General features: G+C 72.1%; 19 protein-coding genes and 1 pseudogene. 6 read left to right on the forward strand and 14 right to left on the reverse strand.

All coding sequences use genetic code 11. From position 1 onward, the window contains the following. Positions 1 to 135: 135 nt before the first annotated feature. From ACGFRF_RS07315 to ACGFRF_RS07330, 4 genes are all read right to left on the reverse strand, one after another. Positions 136 to 1,623 carry a glycoside hydrolase family 3 protein gene (locus ACGFRF_RS07315; RefSeq protein WP_393737616.1) on the reverse strand — a complete coding sequence of 496 codons (1,488 nt, stop codon included), beginning with the start codon at positions 1,621 to 1,623 and terminating at the stop codon, positions 136 to 138. An 8-nt stretch (positions 1,624 to 1,631) separates the two neighbouring features. Further along, a complete protein-coding gene (locus ACGFRF_RS07320) occupies positions 1,632 to 2,462 on the reverse strand; it encodes a carbohydrate ABC transporter permease (RefSeq protein ID WP_393737617.1) in 831 nt (276 codons plus the stop codon). After that, entirely contained in the window at positions 2,459 to 3,454 is a 996-nt protein-coding gene (locus tag ACGFRF_RS07325) for a carbohydrate ABC transporter permease (protein ID WP_393737618.1), read from the reverse strand. Before ACGFRF_RS07325 ends, ACGFRF_RS07320 begins: the two co-directional genes overlap by 4 nt. A gap of 142 nt (positions 3,455 to 3,596) precedes the next feature. After that, entirely contained in the window at positions 3,597 to 4,877 is a 1,281-nt protein-coding gene (locus tag ACGFRF_RS07330) for an extracellular solute-binding protein (protein WP_393737619.1), read from the reverse strand. Between the two features lie 309 nt (positions 4,878 to 5,186). On the opposite strand from ACGFRF_RS07330, the gene ACGFRF_RS07335 reads away from it, so the two are divergent. Then, positions 5,187 to 6,017 (forward strand): GntR family transcriptional regulator, encoded by an 831-nt coding sequence (locus ACGFRF_RS07335; RefSeq protein ID WP_393737620.1) that lies wholly within the window; start codon positions 5,187 to 5,189, stop codon positions 6,015 to 6,017. Between the two features lie 224 nt (positions 6,018 to 6,241). On the opposite strand, the pseudogene ACGFRF_RS07340 reads toward ACGFRF_RS07335, so the two are convergent. The 3 genes and pseudogenes from ACGFRF_RS07340 to ACGFRF_RS07350 all read right to left on the reverse strand — a co-directional run. Next, a pseudogene (locus ACGFRF_RS07340) lies at positions 6,242 to 6,661 on the reverse strand (DUF6299 family protein); the annotation flags it as partial. Between the two features lie 133 nt (positions 6,662 to 6,794). Then, positions 6,795 to 7,193 carry a RidA family protein gene (locus tag ACGFRF_RS07345; RefSeq protein WP_393737621.1) on the reverse strand — a complete coding sequence of 133 codons (399 nt, stop codon included), beginning with the start codon at positions 7,191 to 7,193 and terminating at the stop codon, positions 6,795 to 6,797. Beyond that, positions 7,190 to 8,323 (reverse strand): acyl-CoA dehydrogenase family protein, encoded by a 1,134-nt coding sequence (locus tag ACGFRF_RS07350; RefSeq protein ID WP_393737622.1) that lies wholly within the window; start codon positions 8,321 to 8,323, stop codon positions 7,190 to 7,192. The genes ACGFRF_RS07345 and ACGFRF_RS07350 overlap by 4 nt, the downstream gene beginning before the upstream one ends. 317 nt (positions 8,324 to 8,640) lie before the next feature. On the opposite strand from ACGFRF_RS07350, the gene ACGFRF_RS07355 reads away from it, so the two are divergent. Next, on the forward strand, positions 8,641 to 10,233 hold the full coding sequence (locus tag ACGFRF_RS07355) for an AMP-binding protein (protein ID WP_393737623.1): 1,593 nt from the start codon (positions 8,641 to 8,643) through the stop codon (positions 10,231 to 10,233). 15 nt (positions 10,234 to 10,248) lie between these two features. Then, entirely contained in the window at positions 10,249 to 11,061 is an 813-nt protein-coding gene (locus ACGFRF_RS07360) for a PaaX family transcriptional regulator C-terminal domain-containing protein (protein WP_393737624.1), read from the forward strand. A gap of 108 nt (positions 11,062 to 11,169) precedes the next feature. Here ACGFRF_RS07360 and ACGFRF_RS07365 read toward each other — a convergent pair whose 3' ends face one another. Beyond that, on the reverse strand, positions 11,170 to 13,617 hold the full coding sequence (locus ACGFRF_RS07365; protein ID WP_393737625.1) for a bifunctional salicylyl-CoA 5-hydroxylase/oxidoreductase: 2,448 nt from the start codon (positions 13,615 to 13,617) through the stop codon (positions 11,170 to 11,172). Between the two features lie 2 nt (positions 13,618 to 13,619). After that, the gene (locus ACGFRF_RS07370; protein ID WP_393737626.1) at positions 13,620 to 14,447 is read right to left on the reverse strand and encodes an enoyl-CoA hydratase family protein; all 828 of its coding nucleotides are present in this window, start codon (positions 14,445 to 14,447) and stop codon (positions 13,620 to 13,622) included. 316 nt (positions 14,448 to 14,763) lie between these two features. On the opposite strand from ACGFRF_RS07370, the gene ACGFRF_RS07375 reads away from it, so the two are divergent. Next, positions 14,764 to 15,216, forward strand: a complete 453-nt coding sequence (locus ACGFRF_RS07375) for an ATP-binding protein (RefSeq protein ID WP_393737627.1) — start codon at positions 14,764 to 14,766, stop codon at positions 15,214 to 15,216. Here the strand turns inward: ACGFRF_RS07375 and ACGFRF_RS07380 are convergent. The 3 genes from ACGFRF_RS07380 to ACGFRF_RS07390 form a co-directional block, all read right to left on the reverse strand. Beyond that, the gene (locus ACGFRF_RS07380; protein ID WP_393737628.1) at positions 15,176 to 16,621 is read right to left on the reverse strand and encodes an amino acid permease; all 1,446 of its coding nucleotides are present in this window, start codon (positions 16,619 to 16,621) and stop codon (positions 15,176 to 15,178) included. The genes ACGFRF_RS07375 and ACGFRF_RS07380 overlap by 41 nt on opposite strands. A gap of 101 nt (positions 16,622 to 16,722) precedes the next feature. Next, positions 16,723 to 17,730: an ornithine carbamoyltransferase gene (gene argF, locus ACGFRF_RS07385; protein WP_393737629.1), complete on the reverse strand. Its 1,008-nt coding sequence runs from the start codon at positions 17,728 to 17,730 to the stop codon at positions 16,723 to 16,725. A 76-nt stretch (positions 17,731 to 17,806) separates the two neighbouring features. Then, on the reverse strand, positions 17,807 to 19,030 hold the full coding sequence (locus ACGFRF_RS07390; RefSeq protein WP_393737630.1) for an arginine deiminase: 1,224 nt from the start codon (positions 19,028 to 19,030) through the stop codon (positions 17,807 to 17,809). A 131-nt stretch (positions 19,031 to 19,161) separates the two neighbouring features. Between ACGFRF_RS07390 and ACGFRF_RS07395 the strand changes: the two genes are divergently transcribed. Then, entirely contained in the window at positions 19,162 to 20,325 is a 1,164-nt protein-coding gene (locus ACGFRF_RS07395; protein WP_393737631.1) for an SPFH domain-containing protein, read from the forward strand. Beyond that, entirely contained in the window at positions 20,322 to 21,209 is an 888-nt protein-coding gene (locus ACGFRF_RS07400; RefSeq protein WP_393737632.1) for a hypothetical protein, read from the forward strand. The genes ACGFRF_RS07395 and ACGFRF_RS07400 overlap by 4 nt, the downstream gene beginning before the upstream one ends. 5 nt (positions 21,210 to 21,214) lie before the next feature. Here ACGFRF_RS07400 and ACGFRF_RS07405 read toward each other — a convergent pair whose 3' ends face one another. Continuing rightward, positions 21,215 to 21,754: a DUF5825 family protein gene (locus ACGFRF_RS07405; protein ID WP_393737633.1), complete on the reverse strand. Its 540-nt coding sequence runs from the start codon at positions 21,752 to 21,754 to the stop codon at positions 21,215 to 21,217. After that, positions 21,751 to 23,598: a RiPP maturation radical SAM C-methyltransferase gene (locus tag ACGFRF_RS07410; RefSeq protein WP_393737634.1), complete on the reverse strand. Its 1,848-nt coding sequence runs from the start codon at positions 23,596 to 23,598 to the stop codon at positions 21,751 to 21,753. The genes ACGFRF_RS07405 and ACGFRF_RS07410 overlap by 4 nt, the downstream gene beginning before the upstream one ends. Positions 23,599 to 23,798: the final 200 nt, after the last annotated feature.

Genomic DNA, 23,798 nt, shown 5'->3' on the forward strand with positions numbered 1-23,798 from the left:
GCGAGCACCTTCGGGTCGGACGTGAGACATGTGCCGGTGGCAAGCGCCAGGGCGCGCGAGGCCACCGGGTTTCCGTGCGGAAGAGATGGGGTCGGCCGCCCGCGGGGAGGGGCGGGCGGCCGGTGGGCCGGCGGTTCAGCCGGCGACGACGGCCTCGGCCGCCGCCACCCCGCAGACCCGGGCGGCGCCGTAGGTGGCGATGTGCAGGGTGCCGCGCGGCGGGGCCTGCGGCAGGCCCATCTCGACCACCACGGTGTCGGGCCGGGCGGCGAGCAGGGTGTCGAGGGCGGAGCCCATCCAGTGGTGCCGGTGTTCGTCGCGGACCACGGCGACGATCCGGCGGCCGTCGGCCGCGGCGAGCGCGGCGGTGCCCGCGTCGGTGCCGGTGAAGGAGCCGGACGTGCTGCCGGGGAGCAACCGCTGCAGCTCGGCGGCCACGCCCCACGGGGTCTGGTCGCCGACGGCGATGTTGGGGGCCGGGTTGAACTGGGCGACGTACACCGGTGCCTCGACCGGCGCGGCGGCTGGGGCCCGGGTCACGGTCAGGGCGCGGCGGGCCGCGACCAGGCCGATCTGCGGATCGGGCTCGGTCCGCTCCGCGCCGCCGCGTGCCTCGGCGGTCCAGCGGGCCAGCCGGCGCACCCGGGCGGCTGCGTCGGCCAGCCGCTCCTCGGGCAGTTCGCCGGAGCGTACGGCGGCCACGAGCGCGTCCCGCAGGCCCAGCACGGTGCCCTCGTCGCACAGTCCGCCGCCCACGCAGATGGCGTCGGCGCCGGCCGCGATCGCCAGGACCACGCCGTGCTCCAGGCCGTAGGTGCCGGAGATCGCGCGCATCTCCATGCCGTCGGTGACGATCAGGCCCTGGTAGCCGAGTTCGCCGCGCAGCAGGTCGGTCAGGACGCGCCGGGAGAGGGTGCCGGGGCGGTCCGGGTCGAGGGCGGGCACGAGGATGTGCGCGCTCATGATGGCCCGGGTGCCGGCGGCGATGGCCGCGCGGAAGGGCGGCAGTTCGCGTTCGTAGAGGGTGTCGGCGTCGACGTCGATGCGCGGGACGGCGTGGTGGGAGTCGACGTTGGTGTCGCCGTGGCCGGGGAAGTGCTTGGTGCAGGCGGCGACGCCGGTGGACTGCAGGCCCTCCACCCAGGCGGCGGTGTGCCGGGCCACCAGGTCGGTGCCCGAGCCGAAGGAGCGGACGCCGATGACGGGGTTGTCGGGGTTGGCGTTGACGTCGGCGGACGGCGCCCAGTCGAAGTTGACGCCGCAGGCGGCCAGGCGCCTGCCCAGTTCGCGGGAGACGGCCCGGGTGAGGTCCGGGTCGTCGACGGCGCCGAGGGCGTGGTTGCCGGGGAAGGAGGAGCCGGTGCGGACGTCGAGGCGGGTGACGTCGCCGCTCTCCTCGTCGATGGCGACGAGGAGATCGTCCCGCTCGGCATGCAACTGGGCCGTGAGGGCGGTGACTTGCTCCTCGCTGACGACGTTGCGGCCGAACAGGGCGACGGAGGCGAGGCCTTCGCCGAGGCGGCGGCGCACCCAGTCGGGCGCGGTGGTGCCGTCGAACCCCGGCTGCAGCACCGCGAGGGCGTCCCGGGTGAGGGTGTCAGGGCCGGTGGCGAGTGTGGTCATCGGGAGCGTCATCCCTTCACGGCGCCGTCGGTCAGACCGCTGACAGCCTTGCGTTGCAGGAAGATGAAGAGGATCAGGATGGGCAGCGCGAACAGGGACGAGGCGGCCATCGTGGCGCCCCAGTCGTCGCCGAACGCGGTCTGGAACTGGGACAGCCACAGCGGCAGGGTCTGCTTCTCGTTGGCCTTGTTGAGGATCAGGACCAGCGGGAACTCGTTCCAGGCGGTGATGAAGCCGAACAGCGAGGTCGCCATCAGGCCCGGCGCGAGCAGCGGGAAGATCACCTTGACGAAGGCCTGCGTGCGGGTGCAGCCGTCGACCATCGCCGACTCCTCCAGCTCCTTGGGCACGGCGGCGACATAGCCGCGCAGCGTCAGGATGGTCAGCGGGAGCACCATCATCGTGTAGAAGACGGTGAGCGGGACGAGGCTGTCGAGCATGTCGTTGTCGCGGACGATCATGTAGATGGCGATGATCATGACTTCCCAGGGGGCCATCTGCGCCAGCATGAAGGTCACGATGAGACCCCGCCGGCCCTTGAACCGCATCCGCGCCAGGGCGAATGCGGCGAACAGGGCGATGACGAGGGAGCTCACCACCGACAGGACCGTGACGGTGACGGAGTTCAGGACCAGCGTCCAGAAGTGGTCGGCGTCGACCGCCTTCTTGAAGTGGCTGAGGGTGACGTCGGTCGGGAACCACACCGGGTCGTCGGTGATGATGTCGCCGGTCGGCTTGAAGGCCGTGGCGAACATCCAGTAGACGGGGAACACGAAGCCGACGAAGAGGACGACGGCGGTCGCGTTGGGCCAGATGCGGCCGATGAGCGAGCGCTTCACAGCTCGTCCTCCTCTTGCTTGAGCACCATGCGCAGGTAGTACGAGGTGATGACGAGCAGCACCAGGATGGTCAGGAAGGAGATCGCCGCGCCGACCCCGAAGTGCTGGTTGCCGACGCCCTCGACGTAGGCGTAGATCGGCAGGGTCTCGGTGAGGTGGTCCGGACCGCCCGCGTTCATCGCGAAGATCTGCGCGAACGACTTGAAGACCCAGATGACCTCGAGGAAGGTCGTCGCGTACAGGAAGGGCCGCAGGAAGGGCAGGGTCACCGAGGTGAAGCTCTTGAAGGCGCCGGCGCCGTCCAGGGAGGCGGCCTCGTACAGCTCCTTGGGAATGGTGGTGGTGGCGGCGTAGAGGTTGATCGCCACGAACGGGATCGACTGCCACACGATCAGCAGGATGACCACGGCGAAGGTGGAGAACTGGGTCTCCAGCCAGTTGTGGTCGGCCATCGAGTGCCAACCGAGCTTGTCCAGCACCCAGTTGACGACGCCGAAGCGCTGGGCGAACAGCCACTGGTAGACGGTGGTGGCCGCGACGACGGGCATGGCCCAGGCGAGGACGAGCCCCGCCAGGAGCAGCAGCCGCAGCTTCTTGCCGAGCCGGGCCAGCAGCAGTCCGATCAGGGTGCCGAGCACCATGATCAGGACGACGTTGGCGGCGGTGAAGAAGACCGAGCGCTCGACGACGTGCCAGAACTCCGGCTCGGTCAGGACGTCCCGGTAGTTGTCTACGCCGTTCCACTCGGTGAGGTGCTGGATCAACTGCCGCGGGTTGAGGTTCTGGAACGACAGCATGCCGTTCTTGACCAGGGGCCAGCCGAGCAGGACCACTGTGGCCAGCAGTGCGGGCAGCAGGAGCAGGTAGGGGGCGGCGGCGCGGCGGGACGCCGCCCGGGAGGTGCGGTCCTCACCTCGCGGCGGCGCCGGCACCCGGGCCTTGTGGACAGCGGGCCCCCCGGCCGTGTCCGTGCCTTCGGTCTGCACTGACATGAGTTGCCATCTCTTCCGTGGCCGTACGAACGACTTCCTCGGCCGTGCGAACGACAGCCGTGGCCGTACGCACGGCCGTACGCGGCCGTACGCACGACACAGGGGGGCCGGGGGCGCCCGCGGGGCGCCCCCGGCGCGGTGATCAGTTCTGCTGGGCCAGGCGCTTGTTGATCTCGCCCTCGACCTGCTTGGCGGCGTCCGCCGGGGACTTACCGTTCAGCACCGCGGTCATGTAGGACTTGATCGGGTTGGGGGTGTTCTCCACCGCGGCCCACTCGGGGATCAGCGGGGTGGTGCCACCGACCGCCGCGGCGGGAGCGGCGGCCTCGGCGGCGCCGTTGCCCTTGAGGTTGCTCTCCAGGGACTCCTTGTTCGGGATGACGCCGTTGAGCTTGGCCAGTTCGCCCTCGTACTGGTCGGACAGGGCGATCTTCAGGAACTCCTTGGCGAGTGCCTGCTTCTTGCTGTTCTGGGCGACGGCGAGGTTGGAGCCGCCGAGGAAGACGCCCTCGGGCTTGCCGGCCGTCTCGCCCGGGATGGTGAAGTAGCCGAGGTCCTTCTCGATGGCCTTGTTGGCCTGGACGGCGGTGCCGGCCTCCCAGCCCATGCCGATGAAGGCGCCGGTCTTGCCCTTGGCGAAGACCGTGGCCTGCTGCGGCGTGGCCTCGTCCTTGTCCTTGGGGGCCTTGGAGTAGGAGGCGTACTTCTTGTAGATCTCCATGGCCTTGGCGACCTTCGGGTCACCGAGGTTGGAGACGTACTTGTCACCGTCCTTCTTCACCAGGTCGGCACCCTGGCCGATGGTCAGGCCGTCGAAGAAGTACCAGTTCTGGCCGGGCAGGTAGAGCGGCTCGGCGTCGGTCTTCTTGCCGATGGCCTCCAGGTCCTTGAAGAACTCGTCCCGGGTCTTCGGGGTGTCCTTGATGCCGGCCTTCGCCCACACCTTCTTGTTGTAGACGACGACGCGGTTGGCGAAGTACCAGGGGGCGGCGTACTGCTTGCCCTCGTAGACGGAGGACTGCGAGACCGACGGCGTCCAGTCGGCGCCGATCTCCTGCTTCAGGTCGCTGAGGTCGGCGAGGCCGCCGGTGGCCGCGTAGGCCGGGGTCTGGGTGTTGCCGACCTCGAGGACGTCCGGCGGGTTGGACTCGGAGAGGGCGGTGGTGATCTTCTGCTGGATCCCGTCCCACTTCTGGGTCTCGAACTTCAGCTTGGCGCCGGTCTTCTTCTCGAAGGCGGCCGTCACGTCCTTGACCCACTGGTCCGGCGTGGAGCCGTCCATCGCCCAGACCGTCAGCGTCTGGCCCTTGAAGCTGTCCGGCCCCGCGTTCTTGCCGCTGTCGTCCCCGTCGTCTCCGCCGCACGCCGACACGGAGACCATCATGCCCGCGATCACGATCGCGGCCGCAAGCTTGCGCTTCACGCCACCCTCCTCAGGGATGCCACTAACCCCCACGCCCTCGGCGGTGACCTGCGTACGACGCTGTTGCACGTAGGGCTCGGGCCTGGCCACTAATGGTGTAGACCAGTACGTGGAGCTTGGCCTAGACCTTTCGGGGTGTCAAGGGTGGCCCTGGAAGCCGGTACGGCCGTTACGAGAACGTCATCGGAGCGCGCCCGTCCCCTTCTTCCGTCCCCTTCGCCCGACTTCACCCGGAGCGTTCAGTTGGACTAGACCATAGGGCAGTTGGTCGCTATAACGGGAGCCACCGACACAGCCGGGAAGGCAGGCATGACCACCGACGTCAGCAGCGCCCAGCCACGCAGGGGGGCGCCCGGCCGCTCCGCGCGCGTGCCGAAGTACTACCGGATCAAACAACAGCTCCTCGCCATGACCGAGGCGCTCGAGCCCGGTTCGGCCATGCCCGCGGAACGTCTGCTCGCCGTCCGGTTCAGCACCTCCCGGACCACCGTCCGGCAGGCGCTGCAGGAACTCGTGGGCGAGGGCCGCCTCGACCGGATCCAGGGCAAGGGCACCTTCGTCGCCCAGCCCAAGCTGTACCGCACGCTCCAGCTCACCTCGCACACCGAGGACATGCGCGCCCAGGGCCTCACGCCCGCCTCGCAGATGCTGGACATCGGGGAGGTCCCCGCCGACGAGAAACTGTCGGGACTGCTCGGCATCGGGATCGGCGAGCGGGTGCTGCGCATCGAGCGGCTGCGGCTCGCCGGCGGCGACCCGATGGCGATCGAGACGACCCACCTGTCCGTGCGGCGCTACCCCGGCCTGCGCCGGTCCCTGACCACGTATCCGTCGCTCTACTCGGCGCTCGCCGAGGTGTACGGCGTCCAACTCGCCGAGGCCGACGAGACCATCGAGACCTCGCTGTCGACCCCGCGCGAGGCGCAGTTGCTCGGCACCGACGTCGGGCTGCCGATGCTGCTGCTGTCCCGGCACTCGCGGGACGCGGAGGGCACCCCGGTGGAGTGGGTGCGCTCGGTGTACCGCGGCTCCCGCTACAAGTTCGTGGCCGCACTGCGCCGCCCGGACCTGCGCCTGGCTCCGACCGCGGTCCGGCGCAGGGGTGCTCCGCCGGACCGGGACGGGCTCAGCCGCGGCTGAACCGGGGGTGTTCGGTCGGCCGTCGCCGATCAGCGAGCCGACTTGGCCGGCGCCTTCGCCGATCCCTTCCCCGACCTCTTCCCCGACGGCTTGGCCGACCCCTTCCCCGACGCCTTCGCCGACCCCTTCCCCGACCTCTTCCCCGACGGCTTGGCCGATTCCTTCCCCGACGCCTTCGCGGGTGGCTCGGCCGACGTCTCGGGGGACGACGAAGGCGTGCCGTTCTCGGTGAGTTCGATGTCCTGGTTCGTCACCGCGTGGAAGGCGGGCAGCACGGTGATGCCCGAGGGACGCAGTTCGGTGAGGGTGGCCTCCGCCTGCGCCGCCCCCTCCTTCAGCATCTCAAGGGAGACCTTGCCGGAGTTCTCCCAGCGGTGTTCGGCGCCGTCGCACCGGGCGGCGCTGCCGCCGATGCCGTGCCTGACGTCCGGGTCGCCCTGGCTGAGCGAGGAACTGACGAAGACCGGTCCCGTGGCGCCGGTGCACCGGTAGCTGCCGGAGAGGGTGACCGTGCCGTCGGACGCGATCCGGCCGACGGAGTCGACGGTGATGACCTCGGAGGGATCGGCGCCGGCCGGGCCGGCGGTGGCGCAGAGCAGGGCAGCGGCGCCGAGGGCCGCGGCGAGGGCGGGGCGGACGGGCATGGGGGTACCTCCCGGTTCCGTGGGGTCTCAGGCGTCCACTGGTACCGGGCCGCCGCGCGGGGGGCCGTGACCGTCACTCCATCGGTGGCGCGTCACGGACCCGTCCGGCAGTCGTCCGCCACCGGCCGGTCGTCTACGGCAGTACGGCGAACCCGTCCAGCTCCACCAGCGCCTGCTCGTCCCACAGCCGTACGACCTCCACGACCGCCATCGCGGGGTAGTCCCGGCCCGCCAGCTCCCGCCAGATCCGCCCCAGCCGGCCCGCCTGGGCACGGTAGTCGGCGACGTCCGTGGCGTAGACGGTGACCCGGCCGAGGTCGGCGGGGGTGCCGCCGGCCGCGCGCAGCGCGGTGAGGAGGTTGCCGAGCGCCTTCTCGAACTGCTCGGGCAGTGTGGCGCCGGTGACCTTGCCGTCGGTGTCGAGGGCGGTCTGGCCCGCGAGGAACACCACGCGGGAGCCGGCCGCGACCACGGCGTGGGAGAAACCCGTGGGCGGGGACAGCTCGGACGGGTTGACGCGCTCGGTCGTCACCGGACCTCCCGGTCGTGGGTCGTGGCGTACAACTCCTTGGCGATGATGCCCCGTTGCACCTCGCTGGCACCCTCGTAGATGCGGGGCGCGCGCACCTCGCGATAGAGGTGTTCGAGGAGGTGGCCGCGGCGCAGGGCGCGGGCGCCGTGCAGCTGGACGGCGGTGTCGACGACGTACTGCGCGGTCTCGGTGGCGAGCAGCTTGGCCATCGCGGCGCGCCCCGGCACACCGGGGGCGCCCTCGTCGTACGCCGCCGCCGCCGCGTACACCATCAGCCGGGCCGCCTCCGTGCGCAACGCCATCTCGGCGACCTGGTGGGACACGGACTGAAGGTCCTTCAGCCTGCCGCCGAACGCCTCGCGCCGCCGCGTGTGGTCGAGCGTGGCGTCCAGCGCGGCCTGGGCCATGCCCACCGCGAAGGCGCCGACGCTGGGCCGGAAGAGGTTGAGGGTGCCCATGGCGACGGCGAAGCCGCGGTCGGCCTCGCCGAGCACGTCGTCGGCGGTGACGGGCACGGCGTCGAAGTCGAGGGCGCCGATGGGGTGCGGCGAGAGCATCTCCAGGGCGGTGCCGGTGAGCCCGGGCCGGTCGGCGGGGACGAGGAAGGCGGTGACGCCGCGCGCCTTCTTGCCGGGCGCGGTGCGGGCGAAGACGGTGTAGAAGTCGGCCTCGGGGGCGTTGGAGATCCAGCACTTGGCGCCGGTGAGCCGCCAGCCGTCACCGTGGGGTTCGGCGGCGAGGGACAGCGCCGCCGCGTCGGAACCGGCTCCGGGCTCGCTCAGCGCGAAGGCGGCGACCGCGCTGCCGTCGGCGACGCGCGGCAGCCAGTGCTCGCGCTGGGCGGGGGTGCCGTGGGCATGCACCGGGTGGGCGCCCAGGCCCTGGAGGGCGAGGGCGGTCTCGGCCTCGGTGCAGGCCTGGGCGAGGGACTCGCGCATCAGGCACAGGTCGAGCGCGCCGGAGCCGAACAGCCGCCCCAGCAGCCCGAGGCGGCCGAGTTCGGCGAGGAGCGGCCGGTTGACGCGGCCGGGTTCGCCCTTGTCGACGAGCGGGCGCAGCCGTTCGGCGGCCAGCGTGCGCAGCTCGGCACACCAGGCGGTCCGCTCCGGTCCGAGTGAGAATGCGGGCACAGCCGGTCCTCCCTCCGGGGACGGCCGGGACGGCGGCCCCCGTCACCTTCCGGGGACGGCCGGCCCGGCTCACCCCGGTCGCCTGCGTGGGCGAGCCACCGCGACTCACCCCGTCGCCTTTCCGGGGCGGGCCACCGCGGCTCACCCGGTCTGCTTCCCGGGCGGGCCACCGCGGCTCACCCGTCTTCCTCCGACGTTATCGCGCACAGTTGACTGCCGTCACCAACACGATACGCTCGAACGGCGAAGCCACCAGGACGCCGGTGCGCACCACGACGCCCGTCTCGACGCTTGTCACGGCAAGGGGGCGAACCGCCATGCACCTCTCGGCCCACGTCGACACCTTCGCGCGCGATCACCTGCCCCCGCCGGACGAGTGGCCCGAGCTGCGGTTCGACCTGCCGGAGCTGCGCTACCCCGATCGGCTGAACTGCGCCGCGGAACTCCTGGCCGGCGCCGGCCCGGACCGCCCGGTCTTCCGCACCCCGGCCGGGCCCGTCTGGACGTACGGCGAGCTGCGCGGGCACGTCGACCGGATCGCGCACGTGCTCACCGGCGATCTGGGGGTGGTCCCCGGCAACCGGGTCCTGCTGCGCGGCCCCACCACCCCCTGGCTCGCCGCCTGCTGGCTGGCCGTGCTGAAGGCCGGCGCGGTCGCGGTCACCGTGCTGGCCCAGCAGCGCCCGCACGAACTGGCGACGATGTGCGAGATCGCCCGGGTGCGGCACGCGCTGTGCGACGTCCGGGCGGTGGACGACCTGGCGAAGGCCGAGATACCCGGACTGCGGATCACGACGTACGGCGGCGACGCGTCCGACGACCTTCTCCACCGCCCGGCGCCCGCCACCGCGTACCCGGCCGTCGACACCGCGGCGGACGACGTCGCCCTGATCGCGTTCACTTCCGGCACCACGGGTCGCCCGAAAGGGTGCATGCACTTCCACCGGGATGTGCTCGCGACGGCCGACACCTTCTCCCGGCATGTACTGCGCCCCCACAGTGACGACGTCTTCGCCGGCAGCCCGCCGCTCGGCTTCACCTTCGGCCTCGGCGGGCTGGTGGTCTTCCCGATGCGGGCCGGCGCGAGCGCCCTCCTGCTGGAACAGGCCGGCCCCAGACAACTGCTCCCGGCGATCGCCGAGCACCGCGTCTCGGTCCTGTTCACCGCCCCGACCGCGTACCGCGCCATGCTGGACACGCTGGACGGGCACGACGTCTCGTCGCTGCGGCGCTGTGTGTCGGCCGGCGAGAACCTGCCCGCGGCCACCTGGCGGGCCTGGCACGAGCGCACGGGCGTACGCATCATCAACGGCATCGGCGCGACCGAGCTGCTGCACATCTTCATCTCCGCCGCGGACGAGCACATCAGGCCCGGCACGACGGGTGTCCCGGTGCCGGGCTGGCAGGCGCGCGTGCAGAGCAGGGACGGCGCGCCGGTGGCCGACGGCGAGCCCGGCCTGCTGGCCGTGCGTGGCCCGGTCGGCTGCCGCTACCTCGCCGACCCGCGCCAGCGCGAGTACGTGCGCGACGGCTGGAACGTCACCGGCGACACCTACGTCCGCGAGTCCGGCGGTTACTTCCGCTATGTGGCGCGCGCCGACGACATGATCATCTCCGCCGGGTACAACATCGCCGGACCGGAGGTGGAGGACGCGCTGCTGCGCCATCCGGACGTGCTGGAGACGGCGGTGGTGGGGCGGTCCGACGAGACGCGCGGCCAGGTGGCGGTGGCGTACACCGTCCTGCGCGACGGGGCCCGGCGCGACCCCGAGGCACTCCGCGCGTTCCTCACGTCCGAACTGGCGCCCTACAAATGTCCGCGCGAGTTCGTCTTCCTCGACGCGCTCCCCCGCACGGCCACCGGCAAGCTGCAGCGGTTCCGGCTGCGCACCGCTGGTGACCGGCAGTGATGCGGACGACCTAAAATGATCAACGTGTCCGAGCAGCACGCCCCCAGGTCCCTCATCGTCACGCTCTACGGCGCGTACGGCCGCTTCATGCCCGGCCCGGTGCCCGTCGCCGAGCTGATCCGGCTCCTGGCCGCGGTCGGGGTGGACGCGCCGTCCGTACGCTCCTCGGTGTCCCGGCTCAAACGGCGCGGTCTGCTGCTGCCGGCCCGCACGGAGTCCGGCGCGGCCGGCTACGAACTCTCGCCCGAGGCCCGCCAGTTGCTGGACGACGGCGACCGCCGCATCTACGCGACGGCACCCCCCGCGGACGCGGGCTGGGTGCTGGCGGTGTTCTCCGTACCCGAGTCGGAGCGGCAGAAGCGGCACGTGCTGCGGTCCCGGCTGGCGGCCCTGGGCTTCGGCACGGCGGCCCCCGGGGTGTGGATCGCCCCGGCCCGCCTGTACGAGGAGACGCGGCACACGCTGCGCCGGCTGCACCTGGACCCCTACGTGGACTTCTTCCGCGGCGAGCATCTGGGGTTCGCGCCGACGGCCGAAGCGGTCGCCCGCTGGTGGGACCTGACGGCGATCGCCAAGGAGCACGAGCGCTTCCTGGACGTGCACGCCCCCGTCCTGCACGCCTGGGAACACCGCCCGGGCACCCCGCCCGAGGAGGCCTACCGCGACTACCTCCTCGCCCTCGACTCCTGGCGCCACCTCCCCTACACCGACCCGGGCCTGCCCACCCACCTGCTGCCGGCCGACTGGCCCGGCGTGCGCTCGGCGAAGGTCTTCCAGGGCCTGCACGAACGGCTGCGGGACGCGGGCGCGGAGTTCGCGGGGGCGTGAGGCGGCACGGTACGGCCCACCCGCGGTACCGGCGGTACAGCTGCGCACCCTGCCGCCGTCCCCGCGCAACGTCCCCGTGGATCGAGTAGGGCAGCCGGCACTGACACCTCAGCCGTCGAGCGACAACCGCGGCTTCGGGGCGTCCGTGCGTCCGGTCTGCGGGCGTCTGCTGCCCGCCCGGTAGGGCGCGGGCCAGACGGCACCGGGACCGTCGTAGCCCTGCTCGGCCGCCGCGTGCAGGGTCCAGTGCGGGTCGTACAGGTGGGGGCGGGCCAGCGCGCACAGGTCGGCGCGCCCGGCCAGGATCAGGGAGTTGACGTCGTCCCAGGAGGAGATCGCGCCGACCGCGAGCACCGGGACGCCGGCCTCGTGCCGGATGCGGTCGGCGAACGGCGTCTGGTACGACCGCCCGAACTCCGGCCGCTCCTCGGCCACCACCTGCCCGGTGGACACGTCGATCGCGTCGGCGCCGTGGGCGGCGAAGGCGCGGGCGATCTCGACCGCGTCCTCGGCCGTCGTACCGCCCTCGGCCCAGTCGGTGGCGGAGATGCGCACGGTCATCGGCCGTTCCGCCGGCCACACCGTGCGTACGGCGTCGAAGACCTCCAGCGGGAAGCGCAGCCGCTTCTCCAGCGAGCCGCCGTAGGCGTCGGTGCGGTGGTTGGTGAGCGGGGAGAGGAAGCCGGAGAGCAGGTAGCCGTGCGCGCAGTGCAGTTCGAGCAGGTCGAAGCCGGCCCGGGCGGCCCGCCAGGCGGCGGCCGTGAACTGTTCCCGGATATCGGTGAGCTGGGCTCGGGACAGCGAGCGCGGGGTCTGGCTGCCCGGCTTGTACGGCAGCGGCGAGGCGGCAAGGAGCGGCCAGTTGCCGTCGGGCAGCGGCTCGTCCATGCCCTCCCACATCAGCTTCGTGGAGCCCTTGCGGCCGGAGTGCCCGAGCTGTACCCCGATCGCGGTGCCGGGGGCGCGGGTGTGGACGAAGTCGGTGATGCGCCGCCAGGCCTCGGCCTGCCGGCCGGTGTAGAGGCCGGCACAGCCCGGGGTGATGCGGCCCTCCGCGCTCACGCACACCATCTCGGTCATGACCAGACCGGCCCCGCCGAGGGCCCGGGCGCCCAGGTGGACGAGGTGGAAGTCGCCGGGGACGCCGTCGGTGGCGGAGTACATGTCCATCGGCGACACGACGACCCGGTTGCGCAGGGTCAGGCCGCGCAGCCGGAACGGGGTGAACATCGGGGGCGTGCCGGGCGGGCAGCCGAACTCGCGCTCCACGGCCTCGGTGAAGTGGGCGTCGCGGAGCCGGAGGTTGTCGTGGGTGACCCGGCGGCTGCGGGTGAGCAGGTTGAAGGCGAACTGGCGGGGCGGCTGACGGAGGTACAGCGGCAGGTTCTCGAACCACTCCAGGCTGGCTCGCGCGGCCCGCTGCGTGGAGGCGACGACGGGCTTGCGCTCCTCCTCGTAGGCCGCCAGCGCCCTGGGCACGTCCGGTTCTTCCTCGAGGCACGCGGCCAGGGCCAGTGCGTCCTCCACGGCGAGCTTGGTGCCGGAGCCGATGGAGAAGTGGGCGGTGTGGGCGGCGTCGCCGAGGAGGACGACGTTGCCGTGCGACCAGCGGTCGTTGACGACCGTACGGAAGGTCGTCCAGGCGGACCTGCCGGAACGCAGGGTGCGGCCGCCGAGCGCGTCGGCGAAGAGCTTGGCGCAGCGCTCGACGGACTCCTCCGTGGTGACCTCGTCGAATCCCGCCGCCCGCCACACCTCCTCGCGCATCTCGACGATGACGGTGGAGGCGCCGCGTCGATGCTGCGGTCCGGAGGGTCCCGTCGAGGAGTGGTGGCCGGGAGACGGGCGGGCGTAGGGGTAGCCGTGCAGCTGCATCACACCGTGCTCGGTCTCGGCGATCTCGAAGCGGAAGGCGTCGAGGGCGAAGTCGGCGGCGAGCCATATGTAGCGGCAGCGGTGTTCGGTCACCTGGGGGCGGAACACACGGGCGTAGGTCTCGCGGATGGTGCTGTGGACTCCGTCGGCGGCGATGACGAGGTCGTGGTCCGCCGCGAGGCGGTCCGGGGGCGGGGCCTCGGTACGGAAGTGGATCCGCACGCCGAGGGAACGGCAGCGGTCGTGCAGGATCTCCAGCAGGCGGTGCCGGCCGAGGGCGGCGAAACCGTGTCCCCCGGAGGTGTGCCGCGTGCCTCGGTGGACGATGTCGATGTCGTCCCAGCGGACGAAGTCCTGCTGGAGGGCCGCGTAGACCACCGGGTCGGCGTGTTCTATGCCGCCCAGGGTTTCGTCGGAGAGGACCACGCCGAAGCCGAAGGTCTCCTCGGGGGCGTTGCGTTCCCAGAGGGTCACCTCTCGTGCGGGGTCGAGGCGTTTCAGCAACGCGGCCGCGTAGAGGCCGCCCGGGCCACCGCCGGTGATCGCGACGCGCAGGGGGCGGCCGGCCGTCGGCTGCGGCTGCGGGTTCGTCGCGGCTTGCCGCGCCGTTCCCCGCGCCCCTTTCGTCGTCGCTCGTCGCGCCGTTCCCCGCGCCCCTTCGTTCCTCGGGTCGGCTGCCATGGTCACCGTCCCCGCCACTTCGGCGGGCGCTTCTGCGTGAACGCCGCGTGGAACTCCGCGTAGTCCTCGCCGTTCATCAGCAGGGCCTGGGTGGAGGCGTCCAGCTCGATCGACGCCGCCAGGGGCATGTCCAGCTCGGCAGTGAGCAGGGCCTTGGTCTGGGCGTAGGCCAGGGCGGGGCCGTCGGCCAGGTGGCGGGCCAGCTCGAGGGCCGCCTCGGTCGCCCGGCCCTCCTCCGTCAGCCGGCTGATCAGGCCGATGCGCTCGGCCTCGGGTGCGCGGACCGGTTCGCCGAGCATGAGCAGGCGGGTGGCGTGGCCGAGGCCGACGACCCGGGGCAGCAGGTAGGCCGCTCCCATGTCGCCGCCGGAGAGGCCGACGCGGGTGAAGAGGAAGGCGAAGCGGGCCGAGGGGTCCGCGACGCGGAAGTCGGCGGCGAGGGCCAGGACGGCGCCCGCGCCGGCCGCCACACCGTGCACGGCGGCGATCACCGGGAACGGGCATTCGCGGACCGCCCGCACGACCTGGCCGGTCATCCGGTTGAAGTCCAGCAGCTGGGCGGTGTCCATGGACAGGGTGGCGCCGATGATCTCCTCGACATCGCCGCCGGAGCAGAAGCCGCGCCCCTCGCCGGACAGCACCAGGGCGCGGACCGAGCGCTCCCGGGAGAGTTCGGCGAGCAGATCGCGCAGGTCGGCGTAGGCGCCGAAGGTGAGGGCGTTGAGTTTCTCGGGTCGGGTGAGGGTGACGGTGGCGACCCCGTCGGCGAGCTGGACCCGCAGGTGCTCCCAGTCGGAGGTGCGGGCGGAGGAGCCGGTGAAGGGACTCATGACGTGTGGCCTCCTAGGGCGGCGGTGCCTCACGTTGCAGCGGTGGGTGCCTCACGGTGCTACCCCATGAAGTTATCACCTGTTTGTGACTGTCGTCACGCTCACGCGACAGACGTACGCCGATCGGCCGGGTCCGGTCACATGCGTCACTGCTCGGCGACAGCGCGGTAACAGTGGGCACCGCCGCGCGAGGGGGGCCGTTCGCCTGGGTAAGCCGCCCGGTACCGGGGCCGGAGGTCCCGGGCGAAGCCCGTCGGCGGTCTCCGGTGGCCGGGCCCGTACCATTCCTACAGTCGAAAGCAGGACAGCCTGCTCCATGAACGGACTCGCCTTGCACGAACGCTCCACCGAATCGGCCTCCTGGCGCATCGCGCTGCCGCACACCGCCGCGGCGGTGCCCGTGGCGCGCGCCCTGGTGCGCTCGGCTCTCGCCGACGTGGAGCACGCGGCCGACTGCGACACCGCGGAGCTGCTCACCGCGGAGCTGGTGGCCAACGCGGTGGAGCACACCGCCGGGCGCGGCCCGATAGAGCTGGTGGTGGAGCTGCTGCCGACCGCCTGCCAGGTCGAGGTGCACGACCCGGACCCGGCGCCGCCCGGCCATCTGACCCGGCCCGTGATCGAGGAGCCCGACGTCTGGCAGGAGGGCGGGCGCGGTCTGCTGCTGATCCGCGCCCTCAGCTCGTCCTGCGGTCACCGCCCCACCCCGTCGGGCAAGGCGGTGTGGTTCAGACTGCCTGCGGTTCCCGCTCAGCGGCGTCCGGTGTGACCTCGGGGGCCGTGCGGGTCAGCGTGGAGTGCCGGCGCCCGTAGGCGACGTAGACGAGCAGTCCCACCGCGAGGAACACGGCGAACTGCAGCCAGGTCTGCCGGCCGGTCTCGTAGACCAGGTACAGGCAGAAGGCGACGCCGAGCAGCGGGCCCACGGGGTAGAGCGGCACGCGGAAGCTGCGGCTCAGGCCCGGTTCGCGGCGGCGCAGGGCGATGACCGTGATGTTGACGACGGCCATGACGGCGAGCGTGCCGATGGTGCACAGGTTCATGACGGCGTCGAGGGAGGCGAAGGCCGCCGGGACGGCGAAGACCACGGCGACGATCAGCGTGCCGGCGACCGGTGTGGAGGTCCTCGGGGACACCTTCTCGAAGACGCGCGGGATCAGGCCGTCCCGGGACATCGACATCAGGATGCGGGTCTGGCCGTACATCACGGCGAGGACCACGGAGGCGATCGCGACGACCGCGCCGAAGGCGATGACCCCGCCGCCGATGCCGGAGCCGGTGACCTCGTTGACGACGTACGACAGCGCGGCGGGGCGGCCGGCCACCTGGCCGCCGCCGATGGCGCCGATGGCGGCGACGGCGACCGCGCAGTACAGCAGGGTGACCAGGCCCATGCAGACCATGATCGCCACGGGGATGTCCCGGCGGGGGTTCTTGGCCTCCTCGCCGGCGGTGGTGATCGCGTCGAAGCCGATGTAGGAGAAGAACGCGGCGGTGGTGCCCGCGCCGATGCCGCCGAGGCCGGCCGGGGAGAACGGGGTGAGGTTGCCGTCCTTGAAGGCGCTGTAGCCGATGGCGCAGAAGGCGAGCAGGACGACGAGCTTCACGGCGGCCATGGCGGCGGTCGCCCGGGCGCTCTCGCGGACCCCGCGCACCAGCAGCACGCAGGCCATGGTGATGACGATCACGGCGGGGAGGTTCACGACCCCGCCGTCACCCGGACCGGCGGAGAGGACGGCCGGGAGCTGCCGGCCGGTGAGGCTGTGCAGCAGCTCGTTGACGTACTGGCTCCAGCCGACGGCGACGGCCGAGATGGAGATGCCGTACTCCAGCAGCAGGCACCAGCCGACCAGGAAGGCGGTGGACTCGCCGAGGCCCGCGTAGGCGAAGGAGTACGAGGAACCCGAGACCGGGATCGCGCCGCCCAGCTCCGCGAAGGAGAAGGCGGTGAAGACGCAGGTGAGCGCGGCGAGGACGAAGGAGACGACGACGGCGGGACCGGCCTGGGCGACGGAGTCGGAGAGGCCGACGAAGATGCCGGTGCCGACGATGGCGCCGACGCCGAAGCAGATGAGCTGGAAGAGGCCCATCGTGCGCTTGAGGCCGTGTCCCTCGCGGTCGGCGCCGGATTCGGCGAGGAGCAGGTGCGGGGACTTGATGCGGGGAGCGGGCATTGCGGGTGGTGCTCGTTTCTGGTGGTGCGGGCGACCGTCGTACGGTCGCGGCGGCGGCCGCGGAAGGGGTGGCTCCGGGCCGCCGGTCAGGATAGGGCTGCTCAGGCGAGTGTGGCTACCAGCACCGCCTTGATCGTGTGCAGCCGGTTCTCGGCCTCGTCGAAGACGATCGAGTGGGCGGATTCGAAGACCTCGTCCGTCACTTCCAGGGACCGCAGTCCGTAGGTCTCGTGGATCTCCTGGCCCACCTTGGTGCCCAGGTCGTGGAAGGCCGGCAGGCAGTGCAGGAACTTCACGTCCGGGTTCCCGGTGGCGCGCAGGACGTCCATGGTCACGGCGTAGGGGGCGAGGGCCTTGATCCGCTCGCCCCAGACCTCCTTGGGCTCGCCCATCGAGACCCAGACGTCGGTGGCGATGAAATCGGCCCCCCTGACACCCTCGTCGACGTCCTCGGTGAGCGTGATGACGGAGCCGCTGTGCTCCGCCAGCTTGCGGGCCCGGGCCACGATCTCGTCGTCCGGCCAGTACTGCCGGGGTGCGACGATCCGTACGTCCATGCCGAGCAGCGCGCCGGTGACCAGATAGGAGTTGCCCATGTTGAACCGGGCGTCGCCGAGGTAGGCGAAGGCGATCTGCCGCAGCGGCTTGGTGCTGTGCTCGGTCATGGTGAGCACGTCGGCGAGCATCTGGGTGGGGTGCCAGTCGTCGGTGAGACCGTTGTAGACGGGCACGCCGGCGTAGGCGGCCAGCTCCTCGACCTTGGCCTGGCTGTCCCCGCGGTACTCGATGCCGTCGAACATCCGGCCGAGGACGCGCGCGGTGTCCTTGACGGACTCCTTGTGCCCGATCTGCGAGCCGGCGGGGTCGAGGTAGGTCGTGTGGGCGCCCTGGTCGGCGGCGGCGACCTCGAACGCGCAGCGGGTACGCGTCGAGGTCTTCTCGAAGACCAGCGCGATGTTCCGCCCCCGCAGGTACCGCGTCTCGGTCCCGGCCTTCTTGGCGGCCTTCAGCTCGGCGGCCAGCTCGACCAGACCGCGGAACTCCTCCTCGGTGAAGTCCAGCTCCTTGAGGAAGTGGCGGCCGGCGAGGGCGGTCGGGACTGTCGCCATGGGGCGCTCCAGGGGTACGGGTGCACGGACCTTGGAATTCTATACGACGGTCAGCATTTCTATACAGTTCGCTCGGTCACACCGCATCCCGCTCCACCGGACAGCTCATACAGCGCGGGCCGCCCCTGCCCCGCCCCAGCTCGCTGCCGGGGATCTCGATCACCTCGATGCCCTGCTTGCGCAGATGCGTGTTGGTGGTCGAGTTCCGCTCGTAGGCGACGACGACTCCCGGCTCGACGGCGAGGACGTTGCAGCCGTCGTCCCACTGCTCGCGCTCGGCGGCGTGCACGTCCTGGGTGGCGGTCAGCACCCGGATCTCACCGAGGCCGAGGGCGGCGGCGATCGCCCGGTGCATGTGCTCCGGGGGATGGTCAGTGACCTTCAGCTCCCGTTCGCCGACGCCCGGCTCGATGGTGTACGAGCGCAGCATGCCGAGCCCGGCGTACTGGGTGAAGGTGTCGCCGTCGACCATGGTCATCACCGTGTCGAGGTGCATAAAGGCCCGCCGCTTGGGCATGTCGAGCGCGACGATCGTGCGCGCCGAGCCGGCCGCGAACAGTTTGTGCGCCAGCATCTCCACGGCCTGCGGGGTGGTGCGCTCGCTCATACCGATCAGCACGGCGCCGTTGCCGATCACCAGGACGTCGCCGCCCTCGATGGTGGAGGGGTAGTCGGCCTGCCCCCGGGACCAGATGCGGAACGTTTCCTCGCGGAAGAGGGGGTGATGGCGGTAGATCGCCTCGAAGTGGACGGTCTCCCGCTGCCGGGCGGGCCAGCGCATGGCGTTGATGGAGACGCCGTCGTAGATCCACGCCGAGGTGTCACGGGTGAAGAGGTGGTTGGGCAGCGGGCGGAGCAGGAAGTCGTCCAGGTCCATGACGTGGAAACGGACGGAGGTCGGCTCCGCGTGCGCGTCCAGGAACTCCCGCTTGGTCATCCCGCCGACGAGGGCCTCTGCCAGCTCGCCCGGGGCCATCCGGTCGAAGGAGGCACGCAGATGGTCGGTGGCCAGGGGGCCGTACTCCTTCTCGTCGAAGACCCGGTCCAGGACGAGGGCGCGGGCCTCGGCGATCTTCAGGGTCTCGGCGAGCAGGTCGCCGAAGAGGTGGACGGCGACACCCCGGTCGCGCAGCACGTCGGCGAACCCGTCGTGCTCGGCGCGCGCCCGACGCACCCAGAGCACGTCGTCGAAGAGGAGGGCGTCCTTGTTGCTGGGGGTGAGCCTCTTGAGCTCGAGATCCGGCCGGTGCAGGATGACGCGGCGCAGCCGCCCGGCCTCGGAGTCGACATGGAATCCCATGCCTCCATCCTGACCATCGCGCCCCGGGTTCACCCGCCCCTCGGCGGTTTCCGCGTCCTCCAGTTTTCGTCCTCTTGACGAGAATCACGCCCGACGGTTATCGTCGCCATGACGAAAAAAGAGGGGGGCACATGGCCGACATCACCCGGCGCCTCGGCCGGCGCCACCTGCGCGGCGCGCCGACCGCGCACATCCGCCACCACCGTTCCGGCCGACTGGTCCACGACGGCCCCGGGCTCAGCTTCTGGTTCCGCTCGCTGACCGCCGCGCTCTCCGAGATCCCGGTGGACGACCGCGAGCTGGCCATGACCTTCCATGCCCGGACGGCCGACTTCCAGGACGTGACGGTGCAGGCGACGGTGACCTACCGCATCGGCGACCCGACGCTCGCCGCCACCCGCCTCGACTTCTCGATCGACCCGGACACCGGGGTGTGGCGCGGCACCCCGCTGGAGCAACTGGGCACCCTGCTCACCGAGACGGCGCAGCAGCACGCGCTGGACGTCCTCGCCCGTACGCCGCTCTCGGCGGCGCTGGTCGACGGAGTGGCCGCGGTGCGCGAGCGGGTCGCGGCGGGCCTGGGCGCCGAACCGCGGCTGCCGGCCACGGGCATCGAGGTGGTCGCGGTGCGTGTGATGGCATTGCGGCCGGAGCCGGAGGTGGAGCGGGCGCTGCGCACCCCGGCCCGGGAGCAGATCCAGCAGGACGCCGACCGCGCCACCTACGAGCGACGGGCCGTGGCGGTGGAGCGGGAGCGCGCCATCGCCGAGAACGAACTGGCCAGCAAGATCGAACTCGCCCGCCGCGAGGAGCGGTTGGTCGAGCAGCGCGGCACCAACGCGCGCCGCGAGGCGGAGGAGCAGGCGGCCGCGGACGCGGTGCGCGCCGGGGCCGAGGCGGCGCGGTCGGTGAAGCTCGCCGAGGCGGAGGCCGCACGGTCGGTGAAGCTCGCCGAGGCGGAGGCCGCACGGACGGCGGCCCTCACCGAGGCGGAGGCGGCCCGCGCTCTCAAGCTCGCCGAGGCGGACGCGGCCCGTGCGGTACGGGTCGCCCGCGCGGAGGCCGAGGGCGCGCGGGAAGTCGGCGAGGCACGCGCGCAGGCCCAGGCGGCCTGGCTGCGGGTGCACGCGGAGGCCGGCGTCGACGGGACGACGACCCTCCGGGCGCTCACCGCGACCCGGCTGGCCGAGAACCTGCCCCGCATCGACAGTGTGACCGTGTCCCCGGACGTGCTGACCGGGCTGCTGGCCAAGCTCGGCGGCGCCGCCGAGGCGGGGACGGGGGCGGGGGCGTGAGTCTCGCCCCGCGTGCCGTGCTGGTCCACCGGACCACCGAGTACGAGGAGCTGGTGGCCCGGCACGGCACGCACGGTCAGGCCGCGTTCTTCCTCGCCTCGCGAGGCCGGGACATCGAGGAGGTCGCCGAACGCCACCGCCGGGCCCGGCACGCTCTGGCCGAGGTGGCGTCGGCTGTTCCCCTGACCTGGCGCCGGGCACAGGTCGAGCGGGGCGACCTGGACCGGTTCCTGTTCGCACCCGAGGACGTGGTCGTGGTGGTCGGCCAGGACGGGCTGGTCGCGAACGTCGCCAAGTACCTGACCGGGCAGCCGGTCGTCGGCATCGACACGGACCCCGGCCGCAACCCCGGTGTGCTGGTACGCCACCGCCCGCGGGACACGGCGAAGCTGCTGTCGGCGGGGACGGGGTGCGACGAGCTCACCATGGTCGAGGCCGTGGCCGACGACACCCAGCGGCTGGTGGCGCTCAACGAGATCTACCTGGGCACGCCCGGTCACCAGACCGCCCGGTACCGCCTGGGCCTCGACGGCGACGGGGGTGTCGCCGAGGCCCAGGCCTCCTCCGGGGTGCTGGTGGGGACCGGCACCGGCGCGACCGGCTGGCTCCGCTCGGTGTGGCAGGAGCGGGGCGGCCGGCTCGCGCTGCCCTCCCCCACCGAGGACCGGCTGGTGTGGTTCGTCCGGGAGGCCTGGCCGTCACCGGCCACCGGTACGAGCCTGGTGGCGGGCGAACTCGGGACCGTGGCGGCACTGACGGTCACCGTGGAGTCCGACCGGCTCATCGCCTTCGGCGACGGCATCGAGACGGACTCGCTCCAGCTGACCTGGGGACAGACGGTCCGGGTCGGGGTGTGCGAGCAGCGGCTACGGCTTGTCGACTAGGACGATCAGATCGCGGTGCAGGGCACGGGCCACTGCCGGATGCGCGGGGGCAGGGCCACCGCCCAGCCGCCGCAGACCAGGACCAGCCGCTCGGCGGTGAGCAGTTCGGCGGCCTCCCGCTGGGTGGCGTCGAGCACCTCGAGGGGCGTGGGCTCCAGGAGCCGGAGGAAGGCCGCGTGGAGGACGGGGTGGTCCAGGGTGAGCCGGACGGCCGTGCCCTGCTGCCTCCGGTCCAGGACCGTCACGAAGCCGGGGCCACGCCGGTGGTAGAGGATGCCGTGGGCGTGTCCGGTCCGCCAGGCATCCCATCCGCCCCGGTCCGCCGGTGCTCGGGTGGGCGGGGGCAGATGGCGCAGCACGCCCAGGTCGTACGACGGTCTGCCCGTCGCCCGCCAGCTCACCGTCAGGCCGAGGCTCTGGCACTCGCGCAGGAACCGGACCGCCTCCGCCGTCTCCCGGCCGTCCCCGCTGATGTCCAGCGGTTCGGTCGCCTCGACGCGGCGACCGGTGAGCCCGTGCGGTACGGCGGAGGGCAGCCCGCTCATCCGGCCCCCTCGGTCAGGCGGACCGGCTCGCCCCAGGTCGGCAGGGCCACACAGGTGGGGCCGTCACGGAACAACAGGCCCAGGGAGCAGGCCTGCTGGATCCACTCCGCCAGGGTCTGCGGGGTCACGTCGTGGCCGTCGGCGGTCAGCAGCCGGTGCAGGGCGGTGACCGTCCGGCCGGCCTCCAGGCGGCGCAGTGCCTCGGCCCGCCAGCCGGTGAAGCGGTGGGTGGCCGGGGGCCGGCCGTGCCGCCGGTCGTGCACCAGCAGTTCCTCGCCGTCCTGCGCGAACAGCAGTCGGGAGTGCGCGTGCCCGGCCCGCCACTCGGCGACGGCGTCCTTGAGCCGCTGCTCGACCGGGCCCGCGATGCCCGCGTCCTCGGTGTCGAACAGGTAGACGAGGTCGGCGAGTTCGTCCTCGGGCAGGTCGTAGACGTGCTGGTACATCTCGGCCGGCCGGCGTTCGGCAAAGCCGCGTGCCGGGTCGGTGAAGTGCGGGCTGAAGCGCTCCAGCTGGATCCGGTGGGCGCCGCTCGGCGGCTGGAGGTGGACCAGGGCGGGGAGCTGGTCGACGACCGGCGTGTAGTCGTCGGCGGTCTCGCCGGGGAAGCCGTACAGGAGGTTCCAGGAGCAGGTCAGCGCGTGGTTCTCGCACTCGCGCAGGGTGCGGACGTTGCGTGCCCCGGTGACGCCCTTGTCCATCAGGTCCAGGACGCGGCTGCCCAGGCCCTCGATACCGGGCTGGATGTGCACCGTGCCGGAGGCCCCGAGGAGCTTCAGCTGGGCCGGGGTGAGGTTGGACTTGACCTCGTAGTGCAGCCGCAGGTCCCAGCCGCTGTCGGCGACCCGGGGCAGGAAGTCCTGGAAGTAGGCCATGTCGATGATGTTGTCGACCGTGACCACGTCGAGGATGCGGTGGCGGCGCACCAGCCGGTCGATCTCCGCCCACAGCCGCTCCCCCGGCTTGGCACGGAAGGCCATGGCGGAGCCGTTCAGCCCGCAGAAGGTGCAGTGGTGCTTCTCGCCCCACCAGCAGCCCCGGGCCCCCTCCACGACCAGCTTCGGGTGGACGTACCTCTGGATGGGCGAGGCGTCCAGGGCGGTCTGCCACTGGTCGTAGTCGGGTGAGGGGATGTCGGCGGGCGCCACGATCCGCCGCGTCTCGGTGTTGGCCCGGGACAGGGTGCCGTCCCACCAGCACAGACCCGGCACGTCCACGGGCGCGGTACCCGCGTCCAGGTGGCGTAACAGGGCCGGTAAGGCGTACTCGGCCTCGCCGCGCACCACGTGGTCGACAAAGGGATGATTGCGGTGCAGGGCGTGGCCCATCGGGCCGTCGCAGTTGCTGCCGCCGAAGACGATCGTCAACCGCGGTCGCCTGCGCTTGAGTTCGCGGGCGAGGGCGAGGGAGGGCACGTTCTGCATGAACGTGCTGGTGAACCCGACCACGTCCGGTTCGGCCGCCAGCACCTCGCTGGCGCACTCGGCGATGAAGGCGGCGGCGTACGGGCGCATGGCGACGGCGGTGTCGATGAAGACGTCCCGGGCGGCCGCGTAGTCCCGCAGCCGGGCCAGGCCCCAGCCTGGGTCGTCGTAGAGGGCGCCGGAGAAGACCCAGTCGCCCAGGCCGTGGAAGATCGCGTCGCTGCCGACGGACACGTAGTCGCCCGGCCGCAGCCGGCCGCCGGAACGCTCCAGCAGGAACTCCGCCCAGCGCAGGGAGGCGTGGAACTCGGTCACACGGTCGCCAGGGCGGGCCTGGCGCACGATGCGGTTCAGCAGGCCCAGCTGGAGCGAGGGCAGGTCGATCGGGTGCCACGGCATCGTGACCAGGTGGACGCGCATGGTCAGCGGGTCGGCCGCTTCTCCAGGATCGCCGGCCGGCGGCTCGTGCTCTGCTGGTCCTCGCGGACCACGACCTTCTTGATCTCCACGTCCACCGCTCCCCTCGTAGCGTGCGAACCCCCTTGCACCGCACGGCTGTCCACCATATGGACAGGTGTGTGTGCGACACAAGGGGGCTGTGTGACGGGGGCCTACCGGCG

This window comes from Streptomyces sp. NPDC048521, assembly GCF_043199855.1.
Taxonomy (GTDB): domain Bacteria; phylum Actinomycetota; class Actinomycetes; order Streptomycetales; family Streptomycetaceae; genus Streptomyces.

What these genes read in the sequence shown, in the direction of transcription:
- ACGFRF_RS07315 (WP_393737616.1), bottom strand. Translation starts at nt 1,623, where the DNA reads ATGACCACACTCGCCACCGGCCCTGACACCCTCACCCGGGACGCCCTC.
- ACGFRF_RS07325 (WP_393737618.1), bottom strand. Translation starts at nt 3,454, where the DNA reads ATGTCAGTGCAGACCGAAGGCACGGACACGGCCGGGGGGCCCGCTGTC.
- ACGFRF_RS07335 (WP_393737620.1), top strand. Translation starts at nt 5,187, where the DNA reads ATGACCACCGACGTCAGCAGCGCCCAGCCACGCAGGGGGGCGCCCGGC.
- ACGFRF_RS07355 (WP_393737623.1), top strand. Translation starts at nt 8,641, where the DNA reads ATGCACCTCTCGGCCCACGTCGACACCTTCGCGCGCGATCACCTGCCC.
- ACGFRF_RS07360 (WP_393737624.1), top strand. Translation starts at nt 10,249, where the DNA reads ATGATCAACGTGTCCGAGCAGCACGCCCCCAGGTCCCTCATCGTCACG.
- ACGFRF_RS07365 (WP_393737625.1), bottom strand. Translation starts at nt 13,617, where the DNA reads ATGGCAGCCGACCCGAGGAACGAAGGGGCGCGGGGAACGGCGCGACGA.
- ACGFRF_RS07370 (WP_393737626.1), bottom strand. Translation starts at nt 14,447, where the DNA reads ATGAGTCCCTTCACCGGCTCCTCCGCCCGCACCTCCGACTGGGAGCAC.
- ACGFRF_RS07375 (WP_393737627.1), top strand. Translation starts at nt 14,764, where the DNA reads ATGAACGGACTCGCCTTGCACGAACGCTCCACCGAATCGGCCTCCTGG.
- ACGFRF_RS07380 (WP_393737628.1), bottom strand. Translation starts at nt 16,621, where the DNA reads ATGCCCGCTCCCCGCATCAAGTCCCCGCACCTGCTCCTCGCCGAATCC.
- argF (WP_393737629.1), bottom strand. Translation starts at nt 17,730, where the DNA reads ATGGCGACAGTCCCGACCGCCCTCGCCGGCCGCCACTTCCTCAAGGAG.
- ACGFRF_RS07390 (WP_393737630.1), bottom strand. Translation starts at nt 19,030, where the DNA reads ATGGGATTCCATGTCGACTCCGAGGCCGGGCGGCTGCGCCGCGTCATC.
- ACGFRF_RS07395 (WP_393737631.1), top strand. Translation starts at nt 19,162, where the DNA reads ATGGCCGACATCACCCGGCGCCTCGGCCGGCGCCACCTGCGCGGCGCG.
- ACGFRF_RS07405 (WP_393737633.1), bottom strand. Translation starts at nt 21,754, where the DNA reads ATGAGCGGGCTGCCCTCCGCCGTACCGCACGGGCTCACCGGTCGCCGC.
- ACGFRF_RS07410 (WP_393737634.1), bottom strand. Translation starts at nt 23,598, where the DNA reads ATGCGCGTCCACCTGGTCACGATGCCGTGGCACCCGATCGACCTGCCC.